Raw genomic sequence first — 17,785 nt, 5'->3', positions numbered from 1 at the left:
AATGGTTTATTCGCTGTCATTCATTTTTTTGTAAAGAGTATCGTGATCTATGGATAGCTTTTTAACAATAGTCATTAATGTTTTGGTAAATTTCTCCAATTCAGTTAATTCCCGCTCGTATTTTTCTTCTATTCGGGTCAGTTGCGAATTCATTTGTTGTTCGGAACCTTTTATGAAATCGCCGAATGATGACACTTGCTCCATGAAAGCATGACTCTGTTTCATGTTCATGTTATTGGTTTTTCCCAAGAACGTTTCGATATTCTTGTTCGTTTCTTTTAGTTTTAGAAGTGTATCACGGAGTTGTTCCTGCATGGTTTGCGTGAACTCTTCGGCATGCGCCATGTATTGCAATTGTTGTTCTTGTATATCGTGTATTTTGAGAATCGTTTGATTTATTTGTTCCGAAACCTTGTTATCCAAATGGGAGATGACCATTTGTAATGTTTCGGTAAGGGCTTCCGTATTTAAAGAGAGTTCCCGGGAAGTTATTTTCAAAAGATTATCATTTAAGGATTGGAAATTATCTACCAGACGTTCGTTTGATAGTTTGATTACTTGAATAAGTTCGCTAGAATCTGTTGACTTCGTGTTTTTCTCAATGTTTCCGAGTAATTCGAATAATTGTTTATCCGTGAATTCTTCTTGTTGCTCCACCTCTTTTTTCATTCCGTAGAATGCAGGAGTAAGTTTAAGTAATAAGGATGCTAACATTCCTGCGATAGAGGTCAGAAATGCTGTTTTCAGTCCTTCTAATAATTGAGGAATGGAAAGGTCTATATGATCAACATTAAAAAGCCATAAACCATACATGATTCCCCCGAAAGTTCCGAGTAGTCCTAGGCTGACTACCGTGGAACTTAGTAATTGAATGTTAAACCACTTTCGTCCAATGTATGGGAATAGAAATATAACTAGCGAACTGATGATGGATATATAGTCACTCATGATCTTACTTTTTAATAGATTGATATACTTTTAATAACTGTTCTGCCGTATGTTGCCAAGAGAATTGTTTAGTTCTTTCCAAGCCATAAGCGATCTGTTGTTCACTATACGCCGTATCTTGTTCCAGTTTCAATATCTGTGCGGCAATCGCGTCGGCATCCGTCGGGTCTACCAGTATTGCGCCTTTTCCCGCGACTTCGGGAATTGCGGAGGTATTGGACGTGACGACCGGGGTGCCGCATGCCATCGCTTCCAACAACGGGATTCCGAAACTTTCCCGCAATGACGTGTAAAGGAATGTTTTAGCGCCATTATAGATTGCCGGAAGGTCAGAATGAGTGATATACCCGGGGGAATGGAGCATAGGTTTTATTTCTTCAATTCCTTCCTGCTTTAATATCTGATGGATGACTTCTTCTTTTAAATCTGCGATCAACAAAGGGAGAGGATTTGAAGATTGTTTCACGTAGATGCTGTATGCTTTTAGTGTGCATGGAGTATTCTTTTTCGGATCGGTGTTACCGAGGAAAAATAAATATTCTTTAGCAGGTATATATTTTTTCGTGACGGTATAAGTTTCTTTCAAAGGATGGAAGCGGTTACTAAAACCGTTATGAATGGCGATAATCTGTTCTTTCGGCAGATGTAATGTTTCACGAATCCTGTTACATTCGAACTGTGATACGGTGATGATTTGTTTGCATTTTGCCAATACGCGGGGAACAACAAAACGACGATAATACCAGCCCATATTCTGGTACATGGATTTATTATTGTGCGCCCTTTTTTCCAAAAAGATAATATCATGCAATGTGAGAACAAGCGGTGCCGGACAGAATAAAGGGGCGGTGTTGCTCGTGCAGTGTATGATATCCGGTTTTATCTTGCCTATAGCTGAAGGCAAGGCGACTTGTTCCCATAAGGGATAAGTCGGGCATTTTATTTCGACAATACGGACATTGTCCGATGCCTGTAAGCATCGGTCTTCACCGGGAGCGACCAGTATATAGTACTCGTTTTTGCAATCCGTCTTTTGTAATTCCCGAATTGTTTCGAGAGCCACGAAATCCATCCCGTGTTTATTTGTCCGAAAAATCCGTTGTGCTTCAATTGCTATTTTCATGGGCATAATATTTATAGGGTGGAAGAACCGTTTTTTTCGGTGGTGACAAACTTTTTATTCATGCCTTTCATCCTGAACAAATTAGCTACCATCATGATAAATAACAGGGGGAGTTTGTTGATTGATTTTTTGAATTGCTCATCAACGAGTTTATCCGGTATGGCAAGGCATAGCGTGATGCCCATGACGAGAAACAATCCCCACCATTTCAGTGCAAGCGGCCAATCTACAATTTGCATAACGCATCCCATCACGATAATTCCACCGAACAAAATTAGGCGAGGGGGGAGCATCCATTGAATCAATTTATCGCTATAATCGATATTTCCGGTGATAATAGCTTTCGGAAGATCCTTGAAAACACGTCCCCACTGGGCGAATTGGGTAGCCAACCAGCGGCGGCGCTGATTGTAGAATCCTTTTTCTCCTTGGGTTTTCTCGTCATACACGTATACTTCATCCAAGTATTCTATAAAAATTCTTTGTTTAAGTAGTAGAATTTCCAACTCTTTATCCTCGCCTGCGGTGGATAGATGTTTGACATTGTCATGGAACCATTGGTAATTGAAAGCCATACCGGAACCGATGAGGGCAGAGGAAACACCTAATCTTACATGTCCGCGACGGAAGATGGAATTGTTCACTTCTTCACTGAGGCCATCCAACACGGCAATCTCCGTGTTGCGGTTTTTAGCTGTTCTGTGTGCTTGAATGGCTTGTACCCCGGCATCAAAGACTTTGTTTATTTCTTGTAAGAAATTTGTATCGACAACGTTGTCTGCATCCAGAATCACGACAACATCAAATTCGTCCCGTCGGAAGTGATTCATGGCAAAATTGAGTGCTTTCGCTTTGGAACTTTCGGGATAGTCAGCCTTTAGTAAGGTGATCGGGAGTTGTGATAAACGGTCATTGGTTGCCTCTTGCATGTGGTCGGATATAACAACCACGTCATAAAGTTCCCGCGGGTAGTTCTGTTTTAGAAAAGATTCCACGACGGATACGATTATCCGGTCTTCTTTGTAGGCGGGAAAAAGTATGGCAAATCGATGTTGTTTCTTTGCTTGCGGGTAATATGATTTTCTTGTCCCCAGAGAAGCAAGAGAATATATTAACGGATACGCCACGGCAATGCTTGCCAAAATCCAACATATATATTCGAATAGATATAAGATTTCCTGAATATTCATATTATTCCCTTTTATGTTTTAATCGAAAAAAGTCTACACACCCTTCAAAAATAGCTCTTGCTTGTGCCGATTTTGCATGTAGCAAATTTACGACAATATTTTTGAAATCAGCAATCAGAAGCTGATAGATTAACGAAATAAACAATGTTCTCCCGTGTCGGTTTCGCCACGTGTATAACAGACGATTGCGGGTGAGATAGTAGGTCTTTAACGGACTGTCTTTTCCCGTGCTGCAACTTTCTTTGTGATATATCGTGCAACGGGGTTCATACCGGAGTTGATACCCGTGATTCCGCATTCGGGTACACCAATCCATTTCTTCATAGTAAAGGAAATAGATTTCCGGCATCAATCCGATGTTTTCGATTACTTCACGTTTTACCATCATGGCCGCTCCATGAAGAAAATGGGTTGCTTTCGGAACGTCAAATTGACCTTTATCCGGTTCATTATAACCGATAGCCCGGTTGCGTAATGTATATTTGCTTAACGGGGTGAATCCCGCGAATTGTATGTTCCGGGGCGGAAAGGCAAATTTAATTTTCGGACTTACGGCTCCGATGTCTGATGAACTCATCAGTGTTTCATGTAAATAGATCAAACTATCGTCAGATACAAGCGTATCGTTATTCAGCAGGAAGATACATTTCCCTTTTGCAACACGAATACCTAAATTGTTGCCCCCGGAGAAGCCTAGATTCCGTTCACTGCGGATACTCTGAATGTATGGGTATTTTGCCTGCAATATTTTCGCCTCATTCTGTACTGACCCATTATCCACGACAATGACCTCGTACGAACATTTTTGAGGGTTTTGTTGTAGAGATTCTATTAATTCACAAGTTTCTTGTAAACCGTTATAGTTAATAGTAATAATGGATATATCAGGTTGAAGGTTCATTTGGTGTTAACTCTTTGTCATAATACGGTGCAATAAACAAAAATACAAATAGAATACTTATGATAATTCCATTAGGATATGTGGTAATGTCATTTGCATATGCTGCGACAAATACTCCAGCAAGGCCTGCAATGATAGAGAATAATATATTCTTTAAACGTTTGTCTTTGACGATCACCATTGCAATATACGATGCTCTTACAAAAATAATGACTAATAGCGAGAGATATAATGATAATCCGATGATTCCTGTTTCAAGCCAATACATCGTGAGTAAAGAATCTGGAGGTAGTTTCGATAATTTACTATCAATATTGAAACGTTCCATACGCCCTCCGCTTAATCCCAAACCGACTCCGAAAGGTTTGTCTTTCATAAGAGGTATCATTTTTGCTTTGTTTATTCCCCGTATTTTAAAAGAAGCGTCTTCTTTGTTAAATGCCGAGCGTACTCGCCGAATGAGAGAATTACTATTGCCAATATTAGTTTGGGTGAGAAATAATATGACAACAAATAATATGCTACCTGCAAAAAATAAGTTCTTAATATTTCTGCATAATAATGTATATATACCTAATCCTACAATGGGAACAACAACAGCACTTCGGGTACCCGATATTAATAATCCGTAGGTAGAAGCGAAAGCTGCACTCCAAAATAAGTATTTCACCCAACGTGTTTTAACGAAGAAACCGGAAATTCCAAAAATAGTCATAGAGAGCCCCATCGTGATTCCAAAATTAGCAGCGTCCGAAAGGAATGAAAAATATCGGATTCCGGTATAAATAATATGAGTTCTGGCGCCTCCATCTACAAATAACCACTTTAATTCTGCTGAATCAAAACCATGGCTTTTTTGCCAATAACCTTTTAGAGCAGCCAATATAGACAAAATTGCCCATATAATTAGAAGCCAATGGAAATCTTTAAAACGAATGAAAAGAACTGGGATAATAAGAGCGCTTATTAAAGGAAAAGCGTATCCTGTTATGGCGATAAGCCATGCATCAGGTACTGCAAGAGGATTGAAGAGCTCAAAGAGGCAATAGAGAAACCATATTGCCCAGAGTATTGTCAGTAGGTTGGCACTTCTTTTCCATTCATAGGTTTGGAAAATGTTTTTTATTAAAAGAAGACACCCGATACCGGTGGTAAGCCCGAGCATGATGATACCGATTTTCAACGGGATATATCGATTGATACCAGATATGATATAATTAATAATGAAAAATGCGTAAAAATAATATTGTTTTTGACTGAATTTTGCTGTAACTAGGACTAATAACGGTAAACAAGCGAAAAGGAGGGTTGGTATGCTCCCTCCATATACTGTTAATAAATATATAGCACATAGACCGATGATGAATATGATCGATATAATATATGATGAACCGTTTTTAAACATTGTGCAACGGTTTGTCATTTGCTGTCAATCCCAATTGGGCTATTTTGTATAATAGCCTACGGAAAAACGTGTAAGGTGGCATTAATCCATTTATATCTTCCGCGGCATCCCGTTTCGTGTAATTCAATACTAGGAACAAAGGAGTTTTATTACACATTTCTTTTGTCCGTTCGAACAATTGTTGGTCTGTATTTTTCCAAGTACGCCTAGAGTCTACAACTTGTAAATTCAGGCTGACATTTTGTAAAATATTTGTTGTTAGTGCCGCATCTTTTAATGAAGGATATTCTACTATAATAATCTTGTCTTTTAATGTTGTTTTTTCCGAATCATCCAATTCCTCCAGATTTAAAGATTGGATAAAAGATTGCGCATCTGTCTGAAATTCATTTTGCCAAGATAGTTGTGTTACATCAAAACCACGATCAGTAAATTGTTGCGCAATTTGTTGCATGATATAGCTTTTCCCTTCTCCCGGTTCATTACTGATCAAGTTTATGATATTACTTTGGTCTGATTTGAAATAAGTCACGGAAGAGTTACATAGTGTTTGCGTAGAGAGTGTTGTGTACACTTGGTTATACCTTCTAGCGGCAAAAGATAATTGACGAGTGAATACACCTAAAGTTTGAGAACCTGTTAATTGTTCTGCTTTAAATATATTGTGTAACGTGTGATCCAAAATCTCTATGATCAGGAAAAAGAAAATCGTGAATATCAAGGCTGCAAAATATGCCGCAATACTCAGTAGTTTGTGTTTATTAGCTGCTGATGAAACTAATGGATAGTAAGGGGCATTCATTACTTTTAGACTTGCCGAATTCATTTGGATACTCTTTTGTTTTAATAATGCAGCATTCAGTGCATCCAGTATCGCCATATATTTCCTTTCATTTATATTTACGATACGTTCTTTGCGTGTCAACGTGGAGCCGATCGGGGCAAAATGTGAATATTTTTTTACCATGTGTGTTTTTCGTTGGCTCAATACCTTTAATTCTGCTTCTGCCTTTTTGAAATTAACAATTTGTTTCAGCCATTCTTCTATAACACTTTCGTTGGATATACCTTCTTTATTGTATTTTAGATATCCCATTTTCTCAAGAGCGTCGGTTAAGGCTTGCTCGTTTGTTTTTAGTTCTTGGTTAAGTGAATCAATTGTCGCCTGCGGAATAATATTTTCCGGGTAATATTTTGCCATCGCAAGCTTTTCATTGATTTCACTGATTTTATTGTTGTGGAATATGAATGAATTATTTGTTTGAATAATCTCGGTTTGTAATTGCATTCTTTGTTCCAGTTCTTTTTTTAGACTGTCGGCTGCGTTGTATTCATTTAAAGACTCCCAATATTGTAATTCATAATCTCTATTTAATGCGGCTACATGTTTGGTTTCTTCTTCGTAATTGATCACTTGGTTTTCAACACGGTAGCCTGTTAGACTATCTTCGGCACTTTCAAGTTCTTTACCGACAAATGTAAGTTCTTTACGAAAATATTCGATAACATTATTTGTTTCACCAAAACGCAGTTCTTGATATTGCTTGTTAAATTCATCAATTAATATGAGTAACGTTTGGTAAACTATTCCTGGGTCATTCGCTGAATATGAAATAGCGAGTATATCACTATTGCCCATACGTTTGACATCTATTTTTTGTAATGATTCACGATTCACATAACGAAGATCCCATTGGTATATTCCATACACGTAATTCGAGGGGTCATTTGTTTCATATTTGAGCAAATTCTCGTAAGTACGTTGCTCGTTGATGGAATCATTTTCAGAACTTTTATCTATTAAATCATGGATAGGAGCTCCATGGTTGTATAAATACAGATAATTGGAGGCATTTACGTATGTATTATCTTTTTGAGGATCTCCATATACCATGATCCGTGCGTATAGGCGTAATGATACTTGTTTCAATGTTTGATCGGCAGTAATAATATTAAGCAAATTATCCATCATGCTTCCTTGGGTATAAGAAGTTGTCGTGATACCGCTTTCAGATAGAATATTTACTCCTGTTATAATACCTGTGTATATAGAACAATTGGCAGAATAATCACGAGGAGTTTTATTGAGATTCCAATAGACCAGTAGGGCTATAATTATCGGCGGCACGATCAACCAGAACCGGATGCGATAAAAGAATTTGATAAAGAAAGTAATATATTTCATGGTTATTTATTTCTTAAATGCATATTGCTAATTAATTCTAATTTCAAGAACATGATATTGAGTTCATTAATAATATTCTCATATTCTATTTTTGCAACTTTTTGTGAGTGTTTGAAATCACTTAATGTCCTATCTGAGTTTTTGGTTTTATTATTTATATAATCTAACTCTGCAACTTGATATTCGGCATTGTATAATGTGATAGACTCTGTTGCGAGTTTCAATAATTTTAATTGATATTGAATATTGCAATACAATTCGATGATTTCGTTTTTGATTTCATCGAATTTGATCTGTTTCGTGTATTCACTGCTTCGTACAAGTTCTTTTTGCTTCTTTACGCTTGCTCGATGACTGAATAATCTATTAAATGGTATGCTTATATTTGCCCCGACTGTCCAACTACTTTGGTTTATTCCAGAGTAGACCGTTGTTAACTGGGTGTACTGGGTTTCTTGATCTGTGTATGTTCCCAATATCCCATAAGTATAGCCTGCACGAACAGTGAAATATTGCCACCAATCTCGTTTGGCTATTTTTAAGTCATTACGTGCAGCCTCGATGGCTGATTCGATTTCTTTTATCCGGGGATTTTTTTGTGCTCCTTCGAACAGGGAATCTAGGAGGGGGAGTTGAAAATCAATAAATTCACTGGTTGTTAATGCTTGAGGAACAAATCCCTTGACATTTAATATGGAATCTCTGTTTTGCCTGTTTTGTCCCAAGCAAACAAGGTTTAAAAATAAAAGACAACCGATGATAATATATTTCGTGTCCATCTTGCTAAAACGTTGTTAATTACACATTCTCTTTCTGCACAAACGCCGTGCATGTTCTGCAAATAATATTTATGTCAGTCCAGAACGAAAAGTCCCGGGCGTATTTTATATCCAATTGTTTTCGTTCTTCGGCGGATAAGGCTCCTTGGTCGCCTCGTTTTTCGACTTGCCACAAACCGGTTAACCCGGCGGGAGCCATAAAGCGTTCGATGTATTCGTCCGTGGTTAGTAATTCCGCCTCGTACAGGGGGAGGGGACGATTTCCCACGATAGACATATCTCCTTTCAGGATGTTGATTAATTGCGGGAGTTCATCGATACTGTATTTCCGGATAAAGCGTCCGACTCTGGTGATACGCGGGTCGTTCTCGAATTTCACGAAGGCGTTTTTCCGTTGTGTACGGCGATTCTTTAACAACTCTTGTTCGGTCGTGATAAAATCATCGGCAACCAAGAGTGTGGTATCGTTCGTTGCGGTAATATTTTGAGTGTTTGGCTGTTCTTCCGCAGATTCTTCCCGGTATTGATTTAAAGCTTGAAATTCTTTCAGTCGTTTGTCCGCATCCATGTACATGGAACGGAATTTTAAGAAGTCGAATATATCGTAATTACTCCCCACTCTTTTGGATTTGTAAACGATAGGGCCTTTACTTTCCAACCGTATTGCGAGAGCGGTCAGGAGCAGGAACGGGGAGAGGCACAGGAGTGCGATGGTCGAGAACGTGATGTCAAAAATCCGTTTCCATAGAGGAAGTTTGAATCTGCGGGGACAACTGTTCTTTTTTGCCGTTTGGTAAAGTTTAAGTTTCGGGAGAAAAGCCAACGTGGTTTGGATATCTTCTGCCGAAGAATTGATATCGATGACTTCATTCGCTCCCGCCTGCAAATATCGCGGGATGTATTCTTTCACGACTTTATCCGTGAGAAGAAGTATGTATACATCTTTCACGTTGTTGCTTACCGTGGCTTCCAACCATTGGAGGTCTTGTTCTTTGTTCCGGGATTCGATGAAGATGTACACGGGGGAATCTTCGTGCCTGTCTTGTTTGTTTATAAACAATATCGTTTTAATGGGGTTACTGAAAACAGTAATCTCATTTTCCAGATTCTCGGATATTCTTTTTATCCAATCCGGATTTTCCCCGATATAATAGGCATACATGCTGTTATCTCAATAAATTCCGGACTCTGATTTTTAATTCCTGCGGATTAAAAGGCTTTAGCACGAAATCAGAAGCTCCTGCTTCCAGTAACTCGATCCGATCGTTACTACTCTCCAGACTGGATAAGATAATGACCGGGATAAAGTTGAACATGGAACTGGCTTTCAGGTGTTTCAGGAATGTCTTTCCGTCCATTTCCGGCATATTGACATCGGAAATAATCAGATCCGGAATATTCCCGGCGTGCATCCATGCTAGTGCTTCTATCGGATTGCTTTCCGAGTGCACATCATAGTCTTTGGATAATTGTATTGTGATAACTTTCGCTATTTCAGGCTTATCATCAACAATTAAAATACTCTTACTCATAACAAACGCTCTCTCTTTTTGATAATACAAATATACAACATTACTACGACATAGAGCAGTTTTTGCTAGTTTTATGTATTAAAAACTTATTTTTTTGAATATTCATTCGTTTTATATTTCGAACGAGGGAAAATGTGATGCTATGACACGGGTAACAAGAGGTGGAAAGTTAAAAACTATCGTTGGAAAGATGCCATAAAAATGAATTATAGTTTGTACATTTGTGGCTGTAATTACGTGCGTTATTTAAAATATGATGTGTATGAAGATAAATCCAGCTGAATATAAAATATTGGTTGTGGATGATGTTCAGTCAAATGTTTTATTGTTGAAAGCATTGCTTGGACGTGAGGGGTTTAATATTATTTACGCCATGAACGGGACGGAGGCTTTGGAGAAGGTGAAGAGTGAGTCCCCGGATTTGGTTTTATTGGATGTCATGATGCCGGACATGGACGGGTTCGAGGTAGCGGGACGCTTGAAGGTGGAACCGTCACAAGCCGAGATACCGATTATATTTTTAACCGCTTTGAATGATTCCGCCAGCGTTGTGAAGGGTTTCCAACTGGGCGCAAATGATTTTATTTCCAAACCGTTCCGCAGGGAGGAATTACTGATTCGTGTGGAGCACCAGCTTTCTTTGGTGGATGCCCGGCGTATTATTCTGAGACAGACGGAAGAGTTGAGAAAGACTATTGCCGGACGGGATAAACTCTATTCGGTTATCGCCCATGATTTGCGATCGCCTATGGCATCGATAAAGATGTTGTGTAATACCATCATGATGAGCATCGAACCGGGCTCGGTTCCCCAAGATGTATTCGAGATGCTGGAAATGGCGAATAAGACTTCCGAGGAAGTGTTCTCGTTGCTGGATAATCTTTTGAAATGGACGAAGAGTCAGTTGGGCAAGTTGTCGAATGTACCTCAGCCGATCGACCTCGTGGGGCTTGTTGACGGCGTGATCGAGGTGTTTAAACCGATCGCCGAAAGTAAGTCAATCGCTTTGGCATTAGAACGTTCAATCGAGAGTGTCGAGGTCGTGGTGGATGTAGAGATGATTAAATCAGTCGTGCGTAATTTGATTTCTAATGCTATAAAGTTCAGTCATAAGGATACGACAGTTACAACACGTGTTGAGACAAGAATGGACGAGAGAAACGGGCTGAACGAGGTCATAGTGATCGTGTCAGACAAAGGATGCGGGATAAAAGAGGAAGATCAGCCGAAATTGTTGAACGAGGCAACTCATTTTACCACGTTCGGAACGAATAGCGAAGAAGGTTCCGGTTTAGGCTTGTTGTTATGCAAGGACTTTGTGGCTAAAAATAACGGGCAACTCTGGTTTACATCGAAACCCGGTGCGGGATCTGATTTTTGCTTCTCGTTACCGTTAAAGTGATTTTACCACGGTTTAGTCGCCTTCGGCGAGTTGCAGGTTACAGGTTGCATTTGCCTTCGGCAAGTTGCTTCTCTAGCGTTCAAGACTGTATTTTAGTTCCTCCTCTGTTTATAGAGGAGGTGGCAGCAAAGCTGACGGAGGAGTTCAATCTAAAATTAATAAACTGTATAAAAATAATAAAGGGGCGATCACATTGACCGCCCCTTTACTTTATTCAAATTCTTTTAGAATTTTCTCGACTTCTCCGGGAGTTACCCGCCCGTACACTTTCTCTCCGATCAATACAACCGGGGCAAGTCCGCAAGCTCCCACGCAGCGTAAACTGGTGAGAGAGAATTTCCCGTCGGCGGTAGTTTCCCCGACGTTGATTTTCAGAACTCGTTTGAATTCATCCAGTACTTTCTCCGCGCCCCGCACGTAGCAGGCTGTTCCCATGCACACGGAAATCGGGTGTTCCCCTTTCGGTGTCATGGTGAAGAAAGAATAGAAGGTCACGACCCCGTACACTTTTGAAACGGGTATATTTAGTTGACGCGCGATAACTTCCTGTACTTCTCTGGGAAGGTAACCGACCAGTTCCTGCGCTTTGTGCAAGACGTTGATCAATTCGCCCTCTTGGTTTCCGAACTCTTCACACAGTCTTACCAGCTGGTCAACTTTGCACTTTGCTAATGATATTTGTGTCATAATGATATTTCCGAATAATTATTGTTCAATAATCTCTTTTCCTCTGTTGAAATAGCACGTGTGCAATAAATGGTGTGCTCTCTCGCTCATGGGTTTGCCCAAGAATTCTTCGTACAACGAGATGATGTACGGGTTCTGGTGCGACTTTCTGAAGTTTTTTTCCGAGTCTTCCGTGTAAAGAGCTTTGGAACGGGCCATGATACGGGCAGAATCCCCGTGATGGAACGGTTGACCGCCACCACCGATACATCCGCCGGGGCAAGCCATCACTTCGATTGCGTGGTACGGTGATTTACCTGCGCGCAGGTCATTCATCAATTTGCGTGCTGTGCCCAAGCTGTGAGCCACGGCGACTTTCAATTCGAATCCGTCCACGTCGATGGTTGCTTCCTTCAAGTTCTCGATACCCCGCACGCCTTCGAAGTTCACGTTCTCCAACGTTTTACCCGTTTGGATTTCGTAAGCGGTACGCAGGGCGGCTTCCATCACGCCACCCGAGGCGCCGAAGATAACAGCGGCTCCCGTGGATTCACCTAACGGTGCGTCGAAGTCTTCGTCTTCCAGTTGCATAAAGTTGATGTTCGTTTCTTTGATTAAGGCTGCCAATTCGCGCGTGGAGATGGAGTAATTTACATCCGGGTCACCGTCTGTCTTGAACTCGTCACGCTCGCTCTCGAATTTCTTCGCGAGGCAAGGCATCACGGATACCACGATCAAGTTCTCGCGTTTGATACCCATTTTTTCAGCCCAGTAAGTTTTGGCTATCGCCCCGAACATTTGTTGCGGGGAACGTGCGCTTGACGGTCTGTCCAGCAAATCGGGGAATTGTTTCTCGAAGAAGTTCACCCAACCCGGGCAGCATGACGTGATTATCGGTAATTTCACTTCTTTGTCGCCATTCAGGAATGCGTTCAGACGTCCTAACAATTCGGTTCCTTCTTCCATGATGGTCAAGTCGGCAGCGAAGTCTGTGTCGAATACTTTGGCAAAACCCAGTTTGCGTAAAGCGGCAACCATTTTTCCGGTAACGGATGTTCCGGCTGCCAAACCGAACTCTTCACCCAAGGCGGCACGAACGGCGGGAGCCGTTTGCACGATTACGGTTTTTTCCGGGTTAGCCAGATCGTTGATCAGGCGATTGGTGTGTGACAATTCGGTCAAGGCACCTACCGGGCACACGGCAACGCACTGGCCGCAGAATGTACATTCCGAGTCTATCAACGCGTCATCGAACGCGGGCATTACCACGGAGGCGAACCCGCGGTTCACGGCGCCTAACGCACCGACTGTCTGCACGTCGTTGCACATCATTTCGCAACGGCGGCAGTAGATACATTTGGTCGCATCCCGGCGGATGGAGGGTGACAAATCCACTTTGAATTCTGATTTCTCGCCGGCGAACGGAATTTCACGGATACCTAATTTGATGGCCGTGTCCTGTAATTCGCAATTGCCTGATTTGGCGCAGACCAAACAGTCTGACGGGTGATCCGACAGCATCAGTTCGAGTACGGTTCTACGGGCGTTCAACACGCGCATGGTGTTGGTACGTACCACCATATTGTTCTCGCACCGGGTGGCGCAAGAGGGGGCAAGATTTTTTCTGCCTTCCACCTCGACCACGCAGATACGGCAAGATGCCGGGGCGTTCTTGATGCACAAATCTTTCAGGTTCATGTAGCAAAGGGTGGGGATGTCGATACCCAGTTCCCGGGCTGCCTCAAGAATCGTGGTTCCCTTGGGAACGCTGATTTCTCGGTTATCTATTTTTAGTGTTATATTATTTTCCATCTTTAAAATCTCCTTAGCTTAGCAGGTTGCCTAAGCAATTTTCAATTTTTAATTCTCAATTTTCAATTATCTCGTGCTAACTGCTTTGAACTTGCATTTCTCCATACAAGCACCACACTTGATACATTTTGCCGTGTTGATGAAATGCACTTCTTTCCGTTCTCCCACGATAGCGTCAACGGGACAATTGCGCGCGCACAACCCGCAACCGATACACAGTTCCGGATCGATATGGTACATCAATAATGCCTTACATTGTCCTGCCGGGCATTTCTTGTCTTTGATGTGTGCCAGATATTCGTCGTAGAAATTATCAAGGGTAGACAGTACCGGGTTCGGGGATGTTTGTCCCAACCCGCAAAGGGCTGTATCCTTGATCACGCGGCTGAGGTTTTTCAGCGTGTCGATATCTTCCATCGTGCCTTTGCCTTGGGTTATTTTATCCAGTATCTCGTGAAGGCGTTTGTTTCCTACACGGCAGGGCGTACATTTCCCGCAGGATTCCTCTACCGTGAATTCAAGGTAGAATTTGGACACGGATACCATACAGTCGTCTTCGTCCATGACGATCATACCACCTGATCCCATCATGGAGCCGGAAGCCAGCAAGTTGTCGAAATCAATCGGCACGTCAAGGTGTTTCTCGGTCAAGCAACCGCCGGAAGGCCCCCCTGTTTGTACGGCTTTGAATTTCTTGCCGTTCTTTATACCGCCGCCGATCTCGTAGATCACTTCGCGCAAAGTGGTTCCCATGGGTACTTCGATAAGTCCCACGTTGTTGATTTTTCCGGCGAGGGCGAATACTTTCGTACCCTTGGAACGCTCCGTTCCGATTTTGTTGAACCAGTTGGCTCCCTTCATGATGATAGCCGGGATGTTCGCCAAAGTCTCCACGTTGTTCACGTTGGTCGGGCGATTCAAATAACCGGATTCAGCCGGGAAGGGCGGTTTCATGGTCGGTTCCCCGCGGTGTCCTTCCATAGAGTGGATTAACGCGGTTTCCTCCCCGCACACGAATGCTCCCGCGCCGTAGCGTAATTCTATTTCGAAGGAGAAATCGGTACCGAAGATACTTTCTCCTAACAGCCCGTATTCTTTAGCTTGCTGGATAGCGATTTTCAAACGTTGGATAGCAAGCGGGTATTCGGCGCGGATGTATACCAAACCTTTGGTAGCCCCGATACTGTACCCGCAGATAGCCATTGCCTCGATAACGGAGTGGGGGTCACCTTCCATGATGGAACGGTCCATGAAAGCACCCGGGTCACCCTCGTCGGCGTTACAAACCACGTATTTTTGGTCAGCCGGGTATTTGCTGGCAAATTCCCATTTCAATCCTGTCGGGAAACCGCCGCCGCCGCGACCGCGCAAGCCGGACAGTTTGATTTCTTGGATTACCTCTTCCGGTTTCAGTTCGGTGATACATTTCGCGAGGGCGGAGTACCCGTCACGCGCGATGTATTCCTCGATGTTTTCGGGATTGATGAATCCGCAGTTGCGTAAAGCAATCCGGAGTTGTTTTTTGTAGAATCCCATGTGCTTGGAGTCGCTCACGGCTTCTTTCTTTTCCGGATCCTTGTATAATAATCTCTCTACTTTTCTTCCTTTGATCACGTGTTCGTTCACGATCTCCTCTGCGTCCTCCGGTTTCACTTGAACGTAGAAAGTGTTGTCCGGCATGATTTTCACGATCGGTCCTTTCTCGCAGAAACCGAAACAACCGGTAGCGATCACTTGAACTTCGTCGTCCAAGTTTTTCTCTCTTAAACTTTCTTCCAGCCGGGTAATGATCTGTTGGCTGGCAGATGCTCTACATCCCGTTCCACCACAAACGAGGACATGCATTTTATAACTCATAGATATTCGGGTTTTTGATTAGTTGTTTTATCTGTCTCTGATTGTATCAAAATTAACCGGAATGATGTCAGCCACCAGCTCGTCATTCTTTAAATACTTTTGAATGATTTCTTCCGCTCTTTCCGTGGTAACGTGACCGAAAACGATCGGGTCTTTTCCCGGCTTGGTAATCTCAACTGTCGGTTCCGCATAGCAGTATCCCATGCATCCCGTTTGGGTGACAACGGCAGTGATCCCGTTCTTCTCGAGGTTCTCGATGAAATAATTCATGGTTTCCTTACTACCCGCGGCGATACCGCAAGTTGCCATGGCTACTTTTATCTGAACCAAGTTCTCTACCTGTTCGCTCTTCTCGCGAAGGTCGATCTTCGTCTGCACGTTTTCCTTAATACGTTTGAGGTCTGCAAGTGATTTAATTTTTTCCATTATTAAATGATTAAGGTTATTTTGTCTTATGTTGTTTGTGTTATTTCTTTTATATTTTCCCGTATCATCTGGCGCAGAGCCATAACGATTTCAGGATCGTTAATGGGTACTCCTTCCATGATTTCTTTTACTTCTTCCGTGTCAAAAGTGTAATCTCCTTTCTCCGTGATGTGACGGTAGATAAATTCAATGTCGGGGTTTGCCGAGACAAGTATCACGATAGAACCTGCCACGTCGCCCATTGGCGGACGATCCCAGTGCGAGAGAGAGAAACTGGCTTCCAGTGTCGTGCCCACTCCTTCCTTTGATTCTATTTTCAGTGTCCCTCCCGTTGCTTCGGCATTTTGTTTCAACAAGGGTATGCCGAGTCCCACTTTGCGTACCGTTCTGCTCGTGAAAAAAGGGTCGGTTACTTTTGCCAGCGTGGTTTCGTCCATCCCGCGTCCGTTATCATGAATGGTGAATACAAGAGAATCCGTACTTGGTTTCTCTTGCAAGCTGATTTCGACACGAGAGGCATTGGCTCGTATTGAATTCTGGGCGATATCTAGGATATGGTCCGATAACGTTTGCATTCCACACCTGTTAATTTACACTTTTTTTCTTGAATAAGATTCGCACGCTCTTATAAATTTTTCTTTTTTTCTCTCGTTTAGTTTCAATCGCGAGAAAAATCGCTTCAAATATAATTAAATTATTAATAGAAACAAGCATTTTATCCTTAACTTGTAATAATATAGATTGCTTCTAATGAAGAATTTATTCCTTAATTGTTGTGCCCTGAATGTTTTTAGCTTTGCGTTGGAAAACAATGATATGAATGGCGGGGTATAATTATTCCGTCTGGTGTCGTTTAAGTGTTGCTCTCAGTAAATTGAAGTCCACGGGTTTCGTGATATAATCATTACATCCGGCTGATATGGCTTCTTGTTTGTCGGTTTCAAAAGCGAAGGCGCTAAGGGCAATGATCGGGATTCGGGTGTCGTATTCCCGGATTTTTCTGGTGGCGGTCAGTCCGTCCATTTCGGGCATTTTGATATCCATCAGAATAATATCCGGGCTTTCTGATTTGAATTTGTCAATGGCTTCCACGCCGTTATGTGCCCGGATGATAGAGTAGTCTTTTTTTAGCACCGTGAAGACCAAAAGAAAATTACTCTCGTTGTCCTCGGCAACGAGTATCGTTTTGCTTTTTGATGTTTCAACTCTATCGTTATTACTGTTCATTCGGTTTGTTTTGAACATTCAAAAAATGAACGTTTAATTAGAGTACAAATATAGGCAATAAATCCAATATGTAAAGAAAGCAGGTTTGATTTTAAGAAATTAAATATCAATATACATAGCGATATAGCCTGCTCTTCGACTTCGGGAATAAAAAACGACGTATTAAACGTTCGTTTTTTGAGATGTTTTTTGAGGGGTTTAAGTTCATATTGAGAGGGTGTTACGCTTAAGCGGATTGTGAATATTGAATACAGTCTACAACGCAAGAAAAGCAACCTGTAATTTGCAGAAGGCAAATGCAACCTGTAACCTGCAACTCGCCGAAGGCGACT

General features: G+C 41.8%; 16 protein-coding genes. 1 reads left to right on the top strand and 15 read right to left on the bottom strand.

What is annotated here, in order from left to right; all coding sequences use genetic code 11:
- Window positions 1-6: 6 nt before the first annotated feature.
- From L0M98_RS10775 to L0M98_RS10735, 9 genes are read right to left on the bottom strand one after another with little or no spacing between them, the layout of a single operon-like run.
- The gene (locus L0M98_RS10775) at window positions 7-948 is read right to left on the bottom strand and encodes a hypothetical protein (protein WP_227215855.1); all 942 of its coding nucleotides are present in this window, start codon (window positions 946-948) and stop codon (window positions 7-9) included.
- Between the two features lie 4 nt (window positions 949-952).
- The gene (locus tag L0M98_RS10770) at window positions 953-2,071 is read right to left on the bottom strand and encodes a glycosyltransferase family 4 protein (RefSeq protein ID WP_227215854.1); all 1,119 of its coding nucleotides are present in this window, start codon (window positions 2,069-2,071) and stop codon (window positions 953-955) included.
- An 11-nt stretch (window positions 2,072-2,082) separates the two neighbouring features.
- Window positions 2,083-3,261 carry a glycosyltransferase gene (locus tag L0M98_RS10765; protein ID WP_227215853.1) on the bottom strand — a complete coding sequence of 393 codons (1,179 nt, stop codon included), beginning with the start codon at window positions 3,259-3,261 and terminating at the stop codon, window positions 2,083-2,085.
- Window position 3,262: 1 nt separating this feature from the next.
- Window positions 3,263-4,162 (bottom strand): glycosyltransferase family 2 protein, encoded by a 900-nt coding sequence (locus tag L0M98_RS10760; RefSeq protein WP_227215852.1) that lies wholly within the window; start codon window positions 4,160-4,162, stop codon window positions 3,263-3,265.
- On the bottom strand, window positions 4,146-5,567 hold the full coding sequence (locus L0M98_RS10755; RefSeq protein ID WP_227215851.1) for an O-antigen ligase family protein: 1,422 nt from the start codon (window positions 5,565-5,567) through the stop codon (window positions 4,146-4,148). Before L0M98_RS10755 ends, L0M98_RS10760 begins: the two co-directional genes overlap by 17 nt.
- On the bottom strand, window positions 5,560-7,752 hold the full coding sequence (locus tag L0M98_RS10750) for a hypothetical protein (RefSeq protein WP_227215850.1): 2,193 nt from the start codon (window positions 7,750-7,752) through the stop codon (window positions 5,560-5,562). The genes L0M98_RS10755 and L0M98_RS10750 overlap by 8 nt, the downstream gene beginning before the upstream one ends.
- Window positions 7,753-7,754: 2 nt before the next feature.
- Entirely contained in the window at window positions 7,755-8,531 is a 777-nt protein-coding gene (locus L0M98_RS10745; RefSeq protein WP_227215849.1) for a TolC family protein, read from the bottom strand.
- Between the two features lie 19 nt (window positions 8,532-8,550).
- Window positions 8,551-9,693 (bottom strand): sugar transferase, encoded by a 1,143-nt coding sequence (locus L0M98_RS10740; RefSeq protein WP_227215848.1) that lies wholly within the window; start codon window positions 9,691-9,693, stop codon window positions 8,551-8,553.
- A 4-nt stretch (window positions 9,694-9,697) separates the two neighbouring features.
- Complete coding sequence (locus L0M98_RS10735) at window positions 9,698-10,063, bottom strand: response regulator transcription factor (protein ID WP_099293550.1); 366 nt, start codon at window positions 10,061-10,063, stop codon at window positions 9,698-9,700.
- 256 nt (window positions 10,064-10,319) lie between these two features.
- Between L0M98_RS10735 and L0M98_RS10730 the strand changes: the two genes are divergently transcribed.
- Window positions 10,320-11,465 carry a hybrid sensor histidine kinase/response regulator gene (locus L0M98_RS10730; RefSeq protein ID WP_099294679.1) on the top strand — a complete coding sequence of 382 codons (1,146 nt, stop codon included), beginning with the start codon at window positions 10,320-10,322 and terminating at the stop codon, window positions 11,463-11,465.
- 210 nt (window positions 11,466-11,675) lie between these two features.
- Here the strand turns inward: L0M98_RS10730 and nuoE are convergent, their stop codons facing one another.
- From nuoE to L0M98_RS10700, 6 genes are all read right to left on the bottom strand, one after another.
- Complete coding sequence (nuoE, locus tag L0M98_RS10725) at window positions 11,676-12,152, bottom strand: NADH-quinone oxidoreductase subunit NuoE (protein WP_227215847.1); 477 nt, start codon at window positions 12,150-12,152, stop codon at window positions 11,676-11,678.
- Window positions 12,153-12,170: 18 nt separating this feature from the next.
- The gene (locus L0M98_RS10720; RefSeq protein ID WP_227215846.1) at window positions 12,171-13,943 is read right to left on the bottom strand and encodes an NADH-dependent [FeFe] hydrogenase, group A6; all 1,773 of its coding nucleotides are present in this window, start codon (window positions 13,941-13,943) and stop codon (window positions 12,171-12,173) included.
- Window positions 13,944-14,009: 66 nt separating this feature from the next.
- Window positions 14,010-15,800: an NADH-quinone oxidoreductase subunit NuoF gene (locus L0M98_RS10715; RefSeq protein ID WP_099293532.1), complete on the bottom strand. Its 1,791-nt coding sequence runs from the start codon at window positions 15,798-15,800 to the stop codon at window positions 14,010-14,012.
- Between the two features lie 27 nt (window positions 15,801-15,827).
- Entirely contained in the window at window positions 15,828-16,226 is a 399-nt protein-coding gene (locus tag L0M98_RS10710; RefSeq protein WP_186976364.1) for a (2Fe-2S) ferredoxin domain-containing protein, read from the bottom strand.
- Between the two features lie 26 nt (window positions 16,227-16,252).
- Window positions 16,253-16,801, bottom strand: coding sequence for an ATP-binding protein (locus L0M98_RS10705; RefSeq protein WP_099293528.1), 549 nt, complete (start codon window positions 16,799-16,801; stop codon window positions 16,253-16,255).
- A 259-nt stretch (window positions 16,802-17,060) separates the two neighbouring features.
- On the bottom strand, window positions 17,061-17,453 hold the full coding sequence (locus L0M98_RS10700; RefSeq protein WP_227215845.1) for a response regulator: 393 nt from the start codon (window positions 17,451-17,453) through the stop codon (window positions 17,061-17,063).
- Window positions 17,454-17,785 lie beyond the last annotated feature (332 nt).

It is taken from the genome of Butyricimonas sp. DFI.6.44, from assembly GCF_022132345.1.
In the GTDB taxonomy this organism is placed as follows: domain Bacteria; phylum Bacteroidota; class Bacteroidia; order Bacteroidales; family Marinifilaceae; genus Butyricimonas; species Butyricimonas muris.
This window is presented reverse-complemented; position numbering and strand designations above follow the sequence as displayed.

Coding starts and splice junctions, on each gene's coding strand:
- L0M98_RS10775 (WP_227215855.1), bottom strand. CDS start 948: ATGAGTGACTATATATCCATCATCAGTTCGCTAGTTATATTTCTATTC.
- L0M98_RS10770 (WP_227215854.1), bottom strand. CDS start 2,071: ATGAAAATAGCAATTGAAGCACAACGGATTTTTCGGACAAATAAACAC.
- L0M98_RS10765 (WP_227215853.1), bottom strand. CDS start 3,261: ATGAATATTCAGGAAATCTTATATCTATTCGAATATATATGTTGGATT.
- L0M98_RS10760 (WP_227215852.1), bottom strand. CDS start 4,162: ATGAACCTTCAACCTGATATATCCATTATTACTATTAACTATAACGGT.
- L0M98_RS10755 (WP_227215851.1), bottom strand. CDS start 5,567: ATGTTTAAAAACGGTTCATCATATATTATATCGATCATATTCATCATC.
- L0M98_RS10750 (WP_227215850.1), bottom strand. CDS start 7,752: ATGAAATATATTACTTTCTTTATCAAATTCTTTTATCGCATCCGGTTC.
- L0M98_RS10745 (WP_227215849.1), bottom strand. CDS start 8,531: ATGGACACGAAATATATTATCATCGGTTGTCTTTTATTTTTAAACCTT.
- L0M98_RS10740 (WP_227215848.1), bottom strand. CDS start 9,693: ATGTATGCCTATTATATCGGGGAAAATCCGGATTGGATAAAAAGAATA.
- L0M98_RS10735 (WP_099293550.1), bottom strand. CDS start 10,063: ATGAGTAAGAGTATTTTAATTGTTGATGATAAGCCTGAAATAGCGAAA.
- L0M98_RS10730 (WP_099294679.1), top strand. CDS start 10,320: ATGTGTATGAAGATAAATCCAGCTGAATATAAAATATTGGTTGTGGAT.
- nuoE (WP_227215847.1), bottom strand. CDS start 12,152: ATGACACAAATATCATTAGCAAAGTGCAAAGTTGACCAGCTGGTAAGA.
- L0M98_RS10720 (WP_227215846.1), bottom strand. CDS start 13,943: ATGGAAAATAATATAACACTAAAAATAGATAACCGAGAAATCAGCGTT.
- L0M98_RS10715 (WP_099293532.1), bottom strand. CDS start 15,800: ATGAGTTATAAAATGCATGTCCTCGTTTGTGGTGGAACGGGATGTAGA.
- L0M98_RS10710 (WP_186976364.1), bottom strand. CDS start 16,226: ATGGAAAAAATTAAATCACTTGCAGACCTCAAACGTATTAAGGAAAAC.
- L0M98_RS10705 (WP_099293528.1), bottom strand. CDS start 16,801: ATGCAAACGTTATCGGACCATATCCTAGATATCGCCCAGAATTCAATA.
- L0M98_RS10700 (WP_227215845.1), bottom strand. CDS start 17,453: ATGAACAGTAATAACGATAGAGTTGAAACATCAAAAAGCAAAACGATA.